Source organism: Pandoraea pneumonica (genome assembly GCF_049918595.1).
Classification (GTDB): Bacteria; Pseudomonadota; Gammaproteobacteria; order Burkholderiales; family Burkholderiaceae; genus Pandoraea; species Pandoraea pneumonica_A.
On record NZ_JBNCRZ010000002.1, the window covers coordinates 1,173,222 to 1,188,881 of the forward strand.

A 15,660-nucleotide genomic window follows, 5' to 3' on the forward strand; every position below is an offset into this window, starting at 1 on the left:
CGTAAGCCCGCTAAGTGACGAATCGGCATATGGAAATTCGCGGTGAACGGCACTTCGATAGTGCCGCCCCCGCCCAGTTCGGATAGCACCTATCAGGAGGCAGTGCGAATGAGTGAAGGCAACACACAAGTGAGACAACCCGCGAACGCGGTGACCGATGCGTTCGTGGGCAAGCGTCTCGACGCCGATGTGCTCATCATCGGCGGCGGCCCCGCAGGCACGTGGGCAGCCGTGAGTGCTGCGGCAAAAGGTGCCAAGGTTGTGCTGGCCGACAAGGGCTATTGCGGCACGTCAGGTGCCACGGCACCGTCGGGCACGGCCGTCTGGTATGTGCCACCGGCGGGCGATGCCCGCGAACGCGCCAAGGCCAGCCGGTTCGAAATGGGCGGTCAGTTGGCCGAACACGCATGGATGGACCGCGTGCTCGAGCAGACGTGGACCAACGTCCAGCAATTAGCGCAATGGGGGTACCCATTCCCGGTCGATGAGTTTGGCGATGAACAGCGCACGTCGGTGCAAGGGCCGGAGTACATGCGCCTGATGCGCAAGCGCGTCAAGGAAGCCGGAGCGCGCATTCTCGACCACAGCCCGGCGCTCGAACTGCTCGTGAACGAGGACGGCGCGGTCGCGGGCGCGTCCGGTGTGAACCGTCAAACGGGCGAGACGTGGCAAGTTCGTGCGGGTGCGGTGGTCATTGCCACCGGCGGCTGTGCGTTCCTGAGCCGCGCCCTCGGCTGCAATGTGCTCACCGGCGACGGCCAGTTGATGGCCGCCGAAGTCGGCGCCGAACTCTCGGGCATGGAGTTTTCAAACGCGTACGGGCTGGGGCCGGCCTTCGCCTCGGTCACCAAATCGATGTTCTACAAATGGGCCACGTTCTACGACGAAGCCGGCGTGCAAATCGAAGGCGCGGGTTCGGCGCGCGGGCGCGGTGTCATCGCCCGCGAGCTTCAGTCGCGCAAGGTATTTGGCTGTCTCGATCAAGCCGATGCGCAGATTCAGGCGTGGATGCGTACTGCGCAGCCCAACTTCTTCTTGCCGTTCGACCGGCTGGGCATCGATCCCTTCACGCAGCACTTCCCGGTGACGTTGCGTCTTGAAGGGACGGTACGCGGCACAGGGGGCCTGAACGTGACGGGCAACGACTGCGCCACGTCGGTGGCCGGACTCTACGCGGCAGGCGACGCCGCCACGCGGGAACTGATCTGCGGCGGCTTCACGGGGGGTGGCAGTCACAACGCCGCTTGGGCGATGTCGTCGGGCTTCTGGGCCGGGGCCGGTGCTGCGGGACACGCCCGGGCACAACGTGCCACGACGGCTGCGGCTAGCACGCTGTTTCGCGCAGGCACGGTGGCACTGGGTGAATCGCGCTCGCATGCGCCCATCGACAGCGAGCAGGTCATCAAAGCGGTGCAGGACGAAGTGTTCCCGTACGAGCGCAACTGGTGGCGTAGCGCCGATGGCTTGGCAGATTCGCTCGGCCGTCTCGATGCGCTCTGGGCACAACTGCGCGCCAGCGCGCCTGCGCAAACGGCGTCGAACGCCGTGCGTGCGCGCGAAGCGGCGGCCATGGTCGCGACGGCGCGCTGGATGTATCGCTCGGCGCAACAGCGCACCGAGACGCGCGGTATGCATCGCCGCATCGACTTTGCCACCACTGACGACACCCAGCATCACCGACTGATCAGCGGCGGTCTCGACGACGTGTGGGTGCGTCGGTACCCCGTGAAACGCAACACCCTCACCGCGGCAAAAGACGGAGTTTTCGCATGATCGAAATCGTGAACGAAGCGCGCTGCACGGGCTGCAACATCTGCGTGCGCGCCTGCCCGACCAACGTCTTCGACGCCGTGAAAGACGGCATTCCGCAGATCGCCCGCCCGGACGACTGCCAGACCTGCTTCATGTGCGAACTCTATTGCCCGGAAGACGCACTGTTTGTTGCCGCCAACGCGGACAGCCGCGCCACTGCCGACGAGGCGCACGTCTTGAAGGAATCGCTGTGGGGAAGTTATCGCGATGCCGTGGGCTGGGGGCCGGGGCGGCGCTCCACCGCAGCACTCGATGCCAGTTATGTTCTGTTGACGAAGGCCCATTGATGACACAAAACAAAGCACTTACGACCCGCCGCACGGTATTGAAAGGCGCTATCGCCGGTGGCCTGCTGCTCGCTGGCGGCGCGGCACGCGCGGCCACGAATAACGGCAAGACCTTGCGCTTCGGCGTGATCGGCCCGGCACGCGCCCCGGCGGCCCCCACGGGGTACGCCCTCTCGCGCGGTTACTTGCTGCGTGAATTGGCGCCGCTTGGCTTCACCGACGTTCGGTTCGACATGTTCCAGAACGGCCCCGATCTGAACGAAGCGTTCTTTTCCGGCACGCTCGATGTGGGCATCTACGGCGACACGCCGGCTGTGGTAGCGCGCTCGCAAGGGCTCAAGGGACGGTTGATCGGCTTCGAGGAAATCGGATTGGCGAGTTGGCTGCTCACACCACGCGGCGGCGTGCGCAGCATCAAGGAACTGGAAGGTAAGTCGGTGGGCGTGCCGCTGGGCTCGTACATTCACCGGTATCTGCTCGGCGTGCTCGATGGCGCGGGACTCACCGGACGAACACGTGTCGTTCACATGCTGGGCCGCGATGCACGCGCGGCATTGGAACACGGCTCGCTCGGCGCCTATGCGGCGCAGTCAGATCTCGGGCCGACGCTCGCCGCACAGGGATATCCGGTGATCGACCGGGCAACAGACCACCCCGAGTTGCTCGGGTCATCCGTGATCGTGGCGTCCACCGATGTACTCGCGCGAGCCCCACAATTGCCCGCTGCCTGGAACCGTGCCCGGCGCGCCGCGCTCGCCGATATCGATCGCGACCCGCAGGCGTATTTCAATTTCCACAAGCAGACGACCGGTATTGCCGAAGACGCGATTCGGATCTCGCATCCGATCTCGAATTACCCGGCCGACCCGCTGCCCGCGTCGGGCATTCAGATTCTCGACGGCGTGAAGCGCTTCCTGCTTAACGGCAAGCTCATCCGCAACGACTTCGCCATACCGCAGTGGCAAGCGTAAGGGTGTGAGCGGTCGGCGGGCAAGCATGGAATTCATGCGCTGCCCGCCCCCGCATTACGCCGGATGGATCGCGCCGGTGGCGACAACCGGTCCGGTCGGCTGACCGGTTGGCGACCCGCCCGGCGGTTCGATCGACACCGCGAACACGGCCTTCGCATCGATCTGCGCCAAGATGGCCGGTGCCAACGTCATCGACGCCGGTTGATCGGACGCGAAGACCCCCAGCGGGATCGGCTTCGCATTCGGCGGAATCAGCCAGAGCTCGGTGGCGCGGTCGGACGCAATGCTCGGCTTGTCGGCAGGCACCACCACCATGCGCGCGTTGCGCACGTCGACAGTTGCCGTCCAGTGGGCCACACCGTCGGCGCGTGCCAGTGTCGAGACCAGATAGGTGCTGGTCACTGTGGGCACTGGCGCCTGCGGGATGAATCGCGTGGAGAGATTGACGGCAAGTAACGCCAACGTGGCGACGCTCGCGCCCACGCCAATCCAGCGCCACAGTGCCAGGTTGTTCCACCACGTGTCGTAAGTCGGGCGATTAGCCGGCGCATCAGCCGCACGGTCGACTCGGAAGCCCAAGTCGCTCCGAATCCGCAGCCAGACGCGCGGCGGCACCTCCTGCGCAGGCAGGTCTTCGATCAGCGGGGCGAAGTATTCCTGCCAGCGTTCCAGCGCCGCTTGCAGTTGTGGGTCGGTGCTCGCGGCCTGTTCCAGCGCGCGGCGCTCTTCGAGGTCGAGTACGCCCAGCACATATTCTGCGCAGCGCACTTCCTCGTCGCGGTTGAGGGGCGTATTCATTGTTCGAGGCACACCTTCAACTGCATCAGACTGCGACGAATCCAGCTCTTCAGCGTGCCCAGGGGTACGCTCAGATGCGCTGCCAGTTCGCTATATGTCGCCCCGCTGAAAAAGGCCTCGCGCACGGCGGCGCGCTGTTTGACTTCGAGCTTTTCCATGCACGACTCCAGCCGCTGGCGGTCTTCGCTGGCTTCGGCGAGGGCTGCGGGCGTGGGGTTGTCGTCGGGGATATCGAGGGCCTGCTCGTCGTCGAGCGCCGTTTCGCGATGCTGGCGAAGGCGGTCGATCGTCCGGTTGCGTGCCAGCGCAATCAGCCACGTCATGGCGTTGCCGCGGGCGGCGTCGAAGGCATCGGCACGGCGCCAAACGCTGACGAACACGTCTTGCAGCATGTCTTCGGCTTCTGCCTGATCGCGCACCATGCGCAGGATGACGCCGAACAAGTGCGAAGACGTCAGCCGGTAAAGCTCGCCGAACGCTTCCTGACTTCCTTGTCCAACGCGCAATAGCGTCTGATTCAGATGCTCGCGCCGCGCCTCCGTTGGGTCAGACGCCCCGGGGCGGGGAGTCTCGACATCGCCTGGCCGTCCAGTGGAATCTGGTATGTCAGTCATGTCGCGAGGGCGATGCGAGTCGCCGTGACAGGTGGGTTTCCGGAAATATAGCACCTTCGCACCGGACTGCCGACGCCGGGGACGGCTCGCTAGCTGACTGGGGGGCAGGAGATCGGGCATGGTCGTCGGGCATCGTGGCAATGCTCCTATCTACGTGCCAGACGCCCATCCGGATGCAACCGCGACGCAATATCCACGCCTCGCCCTACCCAGCCAGGGCTTCTAGGCGCCGGTCCGGTCAAATCGTCAGGTTTTCCTGCAAATCCGCTCCATGTTCACAGGTGCCTCCTTGAGCATGCGGATATTGCGCGCGACGATCTCCAACATGACCACGTTGGGACGCTGTTGTGCGATAGCGTCGCCGTCGAGCTGGCGCCCGAGCGCCGACCAGGTCGTCGCAAAGTCCTCGCCCAGAAACGGCAGCAACTCCGCCGCAAACGAATCCCGGTACATCACCAGACGGCCCTTGCCTGCCGGGTTCGTCGACGAACCGGCGAGCTCGTCGCCCTGCCAAACGGCTTGGCGCTCCGGCTGCCGCTTGAAACGCGTGTTGTAGTCCTCGAAGTATCCGGGCAACGACAACAGATTGATGGCGATATCGCCTTGATCGAACTTGTCTTGCGTTACCGTCCAATTCGACAATTGGGTCCATCGGCTGAGCGGTGCCACACGATCGGTGGCCAAGCGCTGCATGATCGCCTGATAGCCGTAGAACGCGCCAAGGGAATTCCAATGCGTATCGGTGCGTTTGTACAGGTCGTACGGTGCCCTTGCCCGGGCGTTTTGCACGACGCCGCGCAGATCGATGATCTTGAGCGACGGCTCCGCTGCGCGCAGCGACTCGATGAGCTGGTCTGCGTTCGTCTTCGCGTCGGCGGGAATATGAATGCCGAGCTTTTCCGGGTAGACGCCTTGTTTATCGGGCGCGACCACGAAATAGAACGGAATACCGCAGGCGGCAAGCGCCCGGTGCGCCTGAATGAGGTTATCGCTGGCAAGCCGCAGTTGCGATGCAGAGAGCGGGTCTTTGCCCAGCGTGTCGGCAAAATGCGGCCGGCCCGGCACGTAGTACTGATCGTAGAAAAGCCACTTCGACGGGCCGATCACCACGTCCTGATTCGATGGCGTGCCCGTGCGCGCCATTTGCAAACGCGAGCCGTAATAGACCAGTACGTCGCGCATGCCGAATCGATCGCTAAACCAACGATCGACTTGTTGAAACAGATGAATGGAGAACGCCGGAGCCGGGGCCATTTGCCGGTTCTCGTGCAACGGCGCCGGGGCGAAGCTCGTGCGGCCGAACCACACGGCGGGTAAGGCGATCAGCACGAGAAAAACCGCGACGACCGCATAACGGTTCAGTCTGGCCGCGAGCGTCTTTGGTTCGCTGGTCGCAAAGGTCGAATTCTGGAGCATCCCCGAGACTCAGAAGCGGAAATAAATAAAAGGGTTGTACTGGCCCAGCGCAATCGACATCGCCGAGAGCGTCAGCGCAGGTGCCACGAAGGCGGCCGCGACGAAGCCATCCAGATTCCTGGCCTGCAATGCCGCCCACACGTTTCGCAACGCCGATTTCGCGAACGGGAAAGCCCCCAATGCCAGCATGACCGCAACCCCGAGCAGCCACGCCAGATGCGGCGTGAACAATGCCGAGAACGTAACGTCTGCGAAAGCCGTGCCCCCCACGCCGAACAAGGCCGCGTAGAAGTCACCGGCATGCGCCACCGTGTCGGCGCGAAACAGCACCCACGTCAGCATGACCGCCAGCAAGACGTAGGCATGCTTGAGTGCCACGACCGCTCGAGAACGCAAGCGCACGTTATCGAACAAGCGCTCGAACGTGAGCAGCGCCCCGTGTGCGGCGCCCCAGAGCACGAAGTTCCACGTCGCACCGTGCCAGAAGCCGGTCAGCAGAAACACAATCCACAGATTCATCAGCGTGCGGCCGGCCCCTTGCCGATTGCCGCCGAGCGGAATGTAGACGTAGTCGCGGAACCAAGTCGACAGCGAGATATGCCAACGGCGCCAGAAGTCCTGCATCGACTTGGCCGTATACGGATAGTTGAAGTTCTCCGGGAAGCGGAAGCCGAACATGCGTGCCAGCCCGATCGCCATGTCCGAATAGCCGGAGAAATCGAAATAGATCTGCAACGTATAGCAAAGCAACGCCAGCCACGCGACCGACGCCCCGAGGTGACCGGCCGGTACGCTGAAACCGGCGTCGGCAACGAGCCCGAGCTGATTGGCGATCAACACCTTCTTCGCCAACCCCATCGTGAAGCGCAAGACACCGGCGGTCACATCGTCGAGCGACGCGACACGGGCGCGCAACTGGGCCTGAATATCTTTGTAGCGAATGATCGGACCGGCAACTAGCTGCGGGAACAGTGTGATGTACAGCGTGTAGTCGACGATGTTGCGGTTCGGTTCGGCATTCTTACGATAGATGTCGACCAGATACGAGATGGCATGAAACGTGTAGAACGAGATGCCGATCGGCAGTGGCAGCGGCCGGATCACAAGCGGATCGATGCCTGCGGGTACGAGCAGCGCGTTGAGGTTGTCGACGACAAAGCCGCTGTACTTGAAGACCCCGAGCAAGAACAGGTTGATCGCGACACCGATGCCCACCACCTGGGCGCGGTTTGTCGCGCGCCCGATGGCGATGGCCATGCGGTAATTGATACCGATCGACACCAGCATCAGCAGCAGGAACCGAGGCTCGCCCCACGCGTAAAACACAATGCTGGCGAGCGCGAGCGTGAAGTTGCGCCACGCGCGCGGGCTCAGGAAATACGCCAGCAATGTGAGTGGGAGAAATAGCCCAAGAAAGGCAATGCTGCTAAATACCACCGTCGACCCTCTGCCTGAGAAAATTGCCGTTGCCGGACAAACGCGAAATGGTACCCCAAAGCCTGCGGATACCGCCGCCCAGATTCGGCAAAAAGTGCAACCTGTCAGGCCGAGGCGTCAGAGCGTCGCCACCTCCAGAATGGCATCGGCGAACGCCCTGGGCGCTTCCTGCGGAAGGTTGTGACCAACCCCGTTGCCGATATCGCGATGCCGATACTTGCCCGTGAACTTCTTGGCGTAGGCCGCCGGGGGCGGATGCGGTGCACCGTTCGCCTCGCCTTCGAGCGTAATGGTCGGCACGGTGATGACCGGGGCACCTGCCAGACGCTGTTCGAGCGCGTCGAAGCGGGCCTCGCCCTTCGCCTGCCCCAGCCGCCACCGGTAGTTGTGAATCACGATCGCTACGTGATCGGGATTGCGAAACGATGCCGCCGAGCGCGCGTACGTCGCATCGTCGAAGTGCCACTGCGGCGACGCCGTTTGCCAGATCAGCTTGTTGAACGCGTCGGTGTTCTCGGCATACCCCTTCGCGCCGCGCTCGGTGGCGAAGTAATACTGGTACCACCATTGCAGTTCGGCCTGCGGCGGCAACGGCTGGCGGTTCGCCTCCTGACTGCCGATCAGGTAGCCGCTGACCGACACCAGCGCCGTCACCCGCTCCGGCCACAGCGCAGCCACGATATTCGCCGTGCGCGCCCCCCAGTCGTAGCCACCGAGAATGGCCCGGTCGATCTTCAGCGCATCCATGAGCGCGATGACGTCCACTGCGACGACCGCCTGCTGCCCATTTCGCGGGGTCGCCGCCGACAGCAGCCGAGTGGATCCGTACCCCCGCAGATACGGCACGATCACACGGTAACCCGCTGCCGCCAGCAACGGGGCCACATCCACGTAGCTATAGATGTCGTACGGCCAGCCGTGCAAGAGGATGACCACTTTTCCGTCCTTCGGACCTGCTTCGGCGTAACCCACGTTCAGATCGCCTGCCTCGATCTGGCGAATGGCGTCGAACGACGTATGGCCGCCGACAGCGATGCCTGCGATCGACGACGTTGACGGGGTTTGAGCACGGGCGAGCTGGCTAAAACCGAGATCGGCCAGCGTGACGCCTGCGAGGGTGGTGCCGAGAATGCGACGGCGGCGAAGATTCACCGGATTCGACATGACTGATGTCCTCTCTGAGTGGGATGTGGGGGGCGCTCGACGTGCCGCTCACAAGTGCCATCGAAGGCTTTCGCGATACGGCGGGAACGCTTGGTGAGAGTTATATCCGGCGGCAGGCGGTGGTTTATGTCCGAATGTATCTGCCGCTGCCAGCGACACACACGAATTCAAAAAAGCCGGTCGTGGTAGCATGCCCGCTTTCGATGGCACCCACTTTGGGGCACCGTTCCATTGGTGACTGTCCCTTTGATGGCTTGCACGGCAATCCGACTTCCACGCCCCGACCACCCCCGATGATTCGCACTTCACGCAGACGCTTATACGCATGGATCGGCCTCGCCGCCATGTGGCTGGCTATCTGCATGCCGGCGATCAGTCAGGTGCTCGCGGCCCAGCGCGCCACCGTCGACCGGCCCATCGATGTGGCGTTCTGTACGGTTGACGGCAAGACGCAAACCGTCGTGCTCTCGTCGTCGAATGCGTCGTCGCACGGGCATGACGCTGCGGGCTCGTCGGCCCAGCACGATCAAGCCAGTCATGCGGCACACGCCGACCAAGGCGATGTTTGCGGCTATTGCTCGCTGCTCGCCAATCATCCGCCGCTCACGCTGCCCGCGCTCTCCGGCGCGGTGTCGTTCGCGTGGATCGCTCGGGCTGGCCCGGCAGTCGTTGCCGCGCCCCTCACCTCCCGCATTGCCCTCGCGCCGCCTGCGCGTGCGCCTCCCGTCCTTTCCTGATATCGCGTCACGAACGACCCGTCACCCGCTTCGGTGATGGCACGTCGTTCCATGGGTGCGCCTGGCCGCGCCGCGTTTGGCGGCGGCCCGGTGTGTCATCTCGGCAATGTCACGGAATCGTCGACTCATGCAAGTTCCCTATACCCCGGCTCGCGAAGCCCAATCCACCGGCACGGCCGGTCAATACCGCACGCTCTGGCGCTGGCACTTCTACGCAGGCCTGTTCGTCATGCCGTGGCTCATGGTGCTGGCCATCACCGGCACGCTGTACGTCTTCCAGCCACAAATCGAGTCGTGGCTGTATCACGACCGCCTGATCGTCACGGCGCAGAACACGCCGCGACTGGCCGAACAGACACTCATGGAGCGTGCGGCGGCAGCACTGCCATCGGGTGCACAAATCAGTTCGGTAGAAGTCAATCGCGACCCGTCGCGCAGCGCAGAATTCATCTTTCGTCTGCCGGGCGGCGAGCGTGAGAGCGTCTACGTCAACCCGTACACCGGCACGGTGCTCGGCACGCTAAGTGTGCAGAACCGGTTGATGGCACAGGTGCGTCAACTGCATCGCTCGCTGATGCTGGGCAAGCCCGGCGAGTTGCTCATGGAGCTGGCCGGCTGCTGGACGCTCGTGATGCTCGCGACCGGTATCGCACTCTGGTGGCCTCGTGCGGGCACCTCATGGGCCAACGCCTTGCGCCCGCGTTTGCGGTTACGCGGACGCCCGCTGCTGCGCAATCTCCACGGCGTGGCGGGGCTGTGGCTGGCCGCGGGCGGGCTGGCGTTCGTGCTCACGGGGCTGCCGTGGTCGGGTTCGTGGGGCAAGCAATTCAAGGCGTTGGCCACGCAGGCGGGCATGGGCTCGCCGCCCGGTGCCTGGGGCGAAGCGCCGGTGCGCTCGCAACTGCCCGCCAAGCCGATGAAGATGGACGACCTGCCGATCGCGCAAATTCCGTGGGCGGTGGGCAATACGAACGTACCGGTCTCGGGCCACGCGGGTCATGAGGGCCATGACAGTCATACGGGTCATGAAGGCCATGCGGGGCACGAGGGCATGGGGGCAATGGGCATGTCGCCGACGCAATTGCGCGCCGAAGGAGCGCTGCCGATCGACCGCGTTATCGATATCGCCGCTCGCAACGGGGTGACCAGCGGCTACAGCCTAGTGGTGCCGTCTCGCCCGGAGGGTGTGTTTACGGTCTCGTACTTCCCTGCCGACCCACGCGTCGAGCGCACGCTGCATATCGATCAATACAGTGGCAAGGTGTTGAACGACATCGACTACGACGCGTACGGTGGGATTGCGCAAGCCATCTCGTATGGCACGTCGCTGCATATGGGCCGCTTCTTCGGGGCGGCCAATCAATGGCTGTGTGCGTTGATCTCGATGGGGCTGTTTGCCATGGCCGTAACGGGCGCCGCGATGTGGTGGATTCGGCGCCCTGCCCGCGCGCTCGGCGCACCGACGCGCAGCCAGATGCGCCCGCCCATGCGCGGCTGGATCGTCGGCATGGTCGTGCTGGGTGTCGTATTCCCGTTGATGGGCGCGACAATGTTGCTGGTGTGGGCCGTCGACCGTGTCATCGTCAAGCGTCGGCGCGCCGCCACGCCTCACGCGTCCTGCGACGGTGGCACCCCCACGTAGGCCGCGCGCGGCCGAATCAGGCGGGTGCTCTCGCGTTGCTCGCGGGCATGCGCAATCCAACCGATGGTGCGGCCCAGTGCAAACAGGCCGAAAGCGGCGCCTAACGGCAGTTGCAAATGACGCCGTACCGCCACGAGTGCGAAATCGAGCGATGGGCGCTGGCCGATCAGCGTGTCGGCGGCGTCGATCATCGTTTGCCACGCAGGGTGCATCGGCAGCACGCGAGCGAGCATCGCACTCGCGCGCACATCGCCCGCCGGATACAGGTGGTGCCCGAAGCCGGGCAGCTTCTCGCCGCGCGCCAGCCGCTCGCTCATGCGCGCCGCGATATCGATCTCGCCGACCTCGTCCCACATCGCCTCATTACGGGCCGTGGTCCCGCCGTGGCGCGTGCCCGTGAGCGCCGCGAGTCCGGCAATCACCGAGGCGCGAAGGCTCGCGCCGGTGGAGGCCACACAGCGCGCCGTGAAGCTAGAGGCATTGAGCTCGTGGTCCGCGCACAGCACTAGCGTCATGCGAATCAGATCGGCACCGTCGGCATCGTCGATCCCCCACGCGCTGGCGCACTGCTCGTGGATGGGGGCGGTACTGGGTGGCGTGCCCAACAGGCATGCCGTCATCACGCGTAGCAACGCGCCACTGCCCTGCGCGACACGAACCGCATCTCGCTGCCAGATGGCCGTCGAGGCATCGTCGCTCGCGACAGTGAAACACGGCAGCAATGCTGCCTCGGCGCGCTGGCCCCGGTAGCGCTCCAACGACAGCACCGGCCACTCAGATGCCTTTGGCAACCCCGCGTCGCCGAAGGCTGCGCTTTCGTCGCACTGCCATAGCCACGCCGCCGTCGCCTCGATGGATTCGGTGCGCGCCATCGTCAAGGCGTCGCGCCCTCGGTAATAACAGCGGCCGTCGTCGATCAGCGTGATCGCCGATTCGAGCACAGGGGTTCCCCAGTCGAGCGCTGCCTTCACCACTTCCTTCGGTTTGCGGCCTCGCGTGCGTTGTGCCGCCAGTCGCTCGACCTCTGTCACGCGATAGCGCCGCTCACGATGTGTCTTGCCCGGCTCGGCATGCAGCAACCCTCGGCTCACATAGGCATACAAGGTCTGCAACGAGACACCCAATCGCTCAGCGGCCTGTTTCGCAGTGAAATAATTCTTCATTTTTCAATGAGTTACCGATACTTTCGAAAGCGTTGCCGGAGCATTAAACCGACAACAGATTGACTAAGTTAATCAATATTGACAATAAAATCCATCGGCATAAGCTTCAATGCGCCGGCAGTCTTGCATCGCGACTGATTGCGATGCTTCCACCGATTCATTGAGGATTTCCTCATGCGTGTTACTGAACCCCGTGAAGTCAACGCCGTCCCGCTCTGCGAGGACACCACGTTCGTCGCCGACTATTTGCGCGACATGCTTCAGGCTATCGACCACGGTGCCGATGCCCCTGCACTCGATACGGCATCGCTCACTCTCAGCGGGCAAGGTGCGTTGCCCTGCGCGTTTCCCTTTACCGATTTCGCGACCGCCTCCATTGCGACCGCGAGCCTCGCAATCGCCGGACTCGCCACCGGGGACGCGGGCGGATTCGGCCTTTCTGGCGACGCAAAACTGCCCCCCGTGAACGTCGACCGGCGACTGGCGTCGTTCTGGTTTCAGACGTCGTTTCGAGCGCAGGGTTGGACGTCGTCGCCGCTCTGGGACCCGATCGCCGGGGACTACCCAACGTCCGATGGCTGGATTCGCCTGCACACCAACGCCCCGCATCATCGCGCCGCGGCGCTAGCGGTCCTTGGCGTCGCAGGCGAGCGCGATGCGGTAACGCGTGCCGTGGCGATGTGGCAAGCAGATGCGCTGGAAGCGGCGGTCGTGGCAAAAGGTGGCTGCGCCGCCGCCATGCGAACGCTGGCGCAGTGGGACGACCATCCGCAAGGCCGGGCGGTGGCCGCCGAGCCGCTGCTGCACTGGCAAACGTTCGACGCGAGCCAAGGTGCGACGCGCGACACCACCGCGTGGCGTCCGGCACCCGGCCGACCGCTTTCGGGCATTCGTGTCCTCGATCTCACGCGCATTCTTGCTGGGCCGACAGCGACACGCTTTCTCGCGGGCTTCGGCGCGCAAGTCCTTCGTATCGACCCGTTCGGCTGGGACGAACCCGGCACTGTGCCGGAAGTGGTGTTGGGCAAACGCTGCGCGCGTCTGGATCTGAAGCGCCCGGCTGACCTCGCCACGCTCGAATCGCTGCTGCGCGAGGCCGACATCGTCGTTCACGGCTATCGGCCCGACGCGTTGGAACATCTTGGTTTTGGGGCCGCGCGCCGCCGGGAACTCAATCCCGCGCTGATCGACGTGTCGTTGGACGCTTACGGCTGGCAAGGGCCATGGCATGCCCGCCGCGGTTACGACAGTCTGTTGCAGATGAGCGCCGGGATTGCCGATGCGGGCATGCGCGCCGCCAATGCGGCCCGGCCAGTGCCATTGCCCGGACAAGGGATCGATTACGCAACGGGATATCTGATGGCAGCGGCGGCCGTGCGCGCGCTGGCATGGCGTCAGACGCGAGGGCTTGGCGCGACGATACGCGCGTCGCTCGCGCGCACCGCACGTCTGCTGGTCACGCACCGCACGCCGGTCCCGTCCCCGCCGTCATTGGCAGAAGAAACCTCCGGCGATCTGTCGCCGCGCATCGAAGACACGTCTTGGGGGCCAGTGCGGCGTGTGGCAACGCCGATGACGATTGTCGGGACCCCCGTCGATTGGGCCCTGCCCGCAATGGCACTCGGCACCGCGACACCCGTGTGGCCGTAATCGGCTAGTCGATGCTGTGATGCCCTGCTGCCGCGGCCTGTCGTGCCGCGCGCAGTTGGCGTTCCGCCTGACTGAGTAGCGCCGAGATGTCGGGCGCCGCCGACGATGCCTCGTCTGCGTCACGGGCCGGGTCGCTGTCGGCGGTGGTCGGTTCGGCCATGGCGATACCGAAACTTGCGGTGATCTTGAGTACCGCGCCGTCGCCCAACGGCATCGTGCTCGCTTCGATACGTCCGCGCAGCAGTTCGGCGAATTGCTGAGCACGCGACTCGTCGAGCACGCGGGCAAGCACGATGAATGCGTCCGCGCCCAGACGCCCGACGACGTCCCCCGGTTGGCAGGTGTTCAGACACACCGCACTGACGCGGCGCAAAAGATCGTCACCGACGTGATGCCCCCACGTTGCGTTGATCTGGGTGAAGTTGTCGATATCGAACTTGATCAGCGCCACGCGTCCCGGGGCGGGCATGGCGCACAGCGCCCGCGCATGACGCTCGAACGCGCGCCAATTCAATAGCCGTGTCAGGGGGTCGGTGTCCGAGAGCATCTCGAGTTCGCCGACCAGCCGCGCACGTTCGCGGCGTAGCTGCATCAGCTCGATGCCGCTCAATTGCAAAATACGCAGCGCTTTGAACATCGTGCGCACTTCGGGCCGATGCATCGACGGCGCCTCGCTGATCGGTGCCATCTGCGGGTCGCCTTTAGCCAGTGCGTCGATCACACCCGCAGCCGTTTCCAGCGGATACACCACGTTGCGCCGGAAGTTGCGCATGACCAGGTAAATCAGCAGCACCACCGTGACCTCGATCACCGCCGTCGCAATCAGCAGCCGCAGCGTATAGGTTCGTCGAGCCTCCACTTTCTCCTGCGCCAAGTTCAGCACCTCGTCGCGAAAGTCGGTGATCGAGCGCATCGTCGGCACGTATTGACGAGCAAACGTCGCGGTCGAAAACGGCGCGGGCTTCGGCTGGCTGGCCAGTGTGCGTACGGTCGCCACGTAGTGCAGACCCGCACCGAAATACTGAGTATTGAGCGCGGCGACAATGCCCGGGCGTAGCGCCGAGGGGTCGGACAACCGCGACGTGATCATCTCGCGCAATTGCTCGATGCGTCCGAGTATTCGTTCGATCGCGCGTTGATCCGCTTCGGTCAGCGTTTGGCCGGTGGTGAGCGATGCAGTGAATTGCGAGCCGAGTTGCCCTGCGTATTCACGCAGATCGGCGGCCAGACGGGCAAGAATGATGTAGTGCAGCGCGTCGGGCGCGCCGCGTGCGACGACGTCGATGCGGGTGGAGGCGACCGGCGAGAAGTCGGCAATGACGCGGATCATGCGACTCACGGCGTCTCGCACGGCAGCGTCGCTACGCATTTCGCGTGGGCGCTGCACCAGCAAATCGACGTTGGCACTGGCGGCGGCGAGATCCAGCCGGGCTTTTTCCACCGCGCGCAGACTGCCGCTGCAGTTCTCGCAATGGTCCGACGAGAGGACGTAAAGCAATCGGTCGAGCTGCGCGTTGGTGGCTTCTCTCGCCGCTCTTAGCGAACTGACGGCTTCCTGCGGCAGCGGCAGGTCGGCGCCAAGCACCGCGTTCGCCGGGCCGCGCTCGGCCGATGCCTTTTCCATGGCCAGCAGCGTCGCGCGCAAGGCATCGAACGCCTGATCGGCATCGCTGGCGCGTTGATACGACCGCCAGGCCAATGTCAGCAGGCCGGCACAAAGCACGATAACGACGAACACAATGGCCAAATTCTGCAAACGCAGACGGCCCGTAAGCGGCGAGGCAGACAGTAAATAGCGCTTCATTCAGGATCACACCGTCGGCCAAACGGCACGTATTCCCCTTGGAACTGTCACTGGCGGCAAGCCTGAAACAGCGGCAAACAACGGCTGACGGCGCCAACGCACGCCCGGCACTCGGCGCTCACGCGTTGACGCCGCGAACGCCCCGGAACGGGGCATTCAGCGAGA

Annotated in this window: 13 protein-coding genes; 6 read left to right on the forward strand and 7 right to left on the reverse strand. The window is 64.3% G+C overall.

Features of this window, described 5'->3' with window-relative positions; genetic code table 11:
• Positions 1 to 108 precede the first annotated feature (108 nt).
• The 3 genes from ACPWR9_RS11745 to ACPWR9_RS11755 are packed head-to-tail and all read left to right on the forward strand — an operon-like array spanning position 109 to position 3,070.
• The gene (locus ACPWR9_RS11745) at positions 109 to 1,773 is read left to right on the forward strand and encodes an FAD-binding protein (protein WP_426296775.1); all 1,665 of its coding nucleotides are present in this window, start codon (positions 109 to 111) and stop codon (positions 1,771 to 1,773) included.
• The gene (locus ACPWR9_RS11750) at positions 1,770 to 2,099 is read left to right on the forward strand and encodes a 4Fe-4S binding protein (RefSeq protein ID WP_426296774.1); all 330 of its coding nucleotides are present in this window, start codon (positions 1,770 to 1,772) and stop codon (positions 2,097 to 2,099) included. Before ACPWR9_RS11745 ends, ACPWR9_RS11750 begins: the two co-directional genes overlap by 4 nt.
• On the forward strand, positions 2,099 to 3,070 hold the full coding sequence (locus ACPWR9_RS11755; protein ID WP_426296773.1) for an ABC transporter substrate-binding protein: 972 nt from the start codon (positions 2,099 to 2,101) through the stop codon (positions 3,068 to 3,070). Before ACPWR9_RS11750 ends, ACPWR9_RS11755 begins: the two co-directional genes overlap by 1 nt.
• 54 nt (positions 3,071 to 3,124) lie before the next feature.
• Here ACPWR9_RS11755 and ACPWR9_RS11760 read toward each other — a convergent pair whose 3' ends face one another.
• The 5 genes from ACPWR9_RS11760 to ACPWR9_RS11780 form a co-directional block, all read right to left on the reverse strand.
• Entirely contained in the window at positions 3,125 to 3,868 is a 744-nt protein-coding gene (locus ACPWR9_RS11760) for an anti-sigma factor (protein WP_426296772.1), read from the reverse strand.
• Complete coding sequence (locus ACPWR9_RS11765) at positions 3,865 to 4,482, reverse strand: sigma-70 family RNA polymerase sigma factor (RefSeq protein ID WP_426296771.1); 618 nt, start codon at positions 4,480 to 4,482, stop codon at positions 3,865 to 3,867. Before ACPWR9_RS11765 ends, ACPWR9_RS11760 begins: the two co-directional genes overlap by 4 nt.
• Before the next feature lie 246 nt (positions 4,483 to 4,728).
• A complete protein-coding gene (locus tag ACPWR9_RS11770; RefSeq protein WP_426296770.1) occupies positions 4,729 to 5,898 on the reverse strand; it encodes an alginate O-acetyltransferase AlgX-related protein in 1,170 nt (389 codons plus the stop codon).
• A 9-nt stretch (positions 5,899 to 5,907) separates the two neighbouring features.
• Positions 5,908 to 7,335: an MBOAT family O-acyltransferase gene (locus tag ACPWR9_RS11775; protein WP_426296769.1), complete on the reverse strand. Its 1,428-nt coding sequence runs from the start codon at positions 7,333 to 7,335 to the stop codon at positions 5,908 to 5,910.
• 117 nt (positions 7,336 to 7,452) lie between these two features.
• A complete protein-coding gene (locus ACPWR9_RS11780; RefSeq protein ID WP_426296768.1) occupies positions 7,453 to 8,499 on the reverse strand; it encodes an alpha/beta fold hydrolase in 1,047 nt (348 codons plus the stop codon).
• A 293-nt stretch (positions 8,500 to 8,792) separates the two neighbouring features.
• Between ACPWR9_RS11780 and ACPWR9_RS11785 the strand changes: the two genes are divergently transcribed.
• Both ACPWR9_RS11785 and ACPWR9_RS11790 read left to right on the forward strand, forming a co-directional pair.
• Positions 8,793 to 9,236 (forward strand): DUF2946 domain-containing protein, encoded by a 444-nt coding sequence (locus tag ACPWR9_RS11785; protein WP_426296767.1) that lies wholly within the window; start codon positions 8,793 to 8,795, stop codon positions 9,234 to 9,236.
• Between the two features lie 127 nt (positions 9,237 to 9,363).
• The gene (locus tag ACPWR9_RS11790) at positions 9,364 to 10,878 is read left to right on the forward strand and encodes a PepSY-associated TM helix domain-containing protein (protein ID WP_426296766.1); all 1,515 of its coding nucleotides are present in this window, start codon (positions 9,364 to 9,366) and stop codon (positions 10,876 to 10,878) included.
• Here ACPWR9_RS11790 and ACPWR9_RS11795 read toward each other — a convergent pair.
• Complete coding sequence (locus ACPWR9_RS11795; RefSeq protein ID WP_426296765.1) at positions 10,845 to 12,041, reverse strand: citrate synthase family protein; 1,197 nt, start codon at positions 12,039 to 12,041, stop codon at positions 10,845 to 10,847. The two genes, ACPWR9_RS11790 and ACPWR9_RS11795, sit on opposite strands and share 34 nt — an antisense overlap.
• Before the next feature lie 255 nt (positions 12,042 to 12,296).
• Between ACPWR9_RS11795 and ACPWR9_RS11800 the strand changes: the two genes are divergently transcribed.
• Positions 12,297 to 13,691 (forward strand): CoA transferase, encoded by a 1,395-nt coding sequence (locus ACPWR9_RS11800; protein ID WP_426297941.1) that lies wholly within the window; start codon positions 12,297 to 12,299, stop codon positions 13,689 to 13,691.
• A 4-nt stretch (positions 13,692 to 13,695) separates the two neighbouring features.
• Here ACPWR9_RS11800 and ACPWR9_RS11805 read toward each other — a convergent pair whose 3' ends face one another.
• Positions 13,696 to 15,495 carry a diguanylate cyclase domain-containing protein gene (locus tag ACPWR9_RS11805; protein WP_426296764.1) on the reverse strand — a complete coding sequence of 600 codons (1,800 nt, stop codon included), beginning with the start codon at positions 15,493 to 15,495 and terminating at the stop codon, positions 13,696 to 13,698.
• Positions 15,496 to 15,660 lie beyond the last annotated feature (165 nt).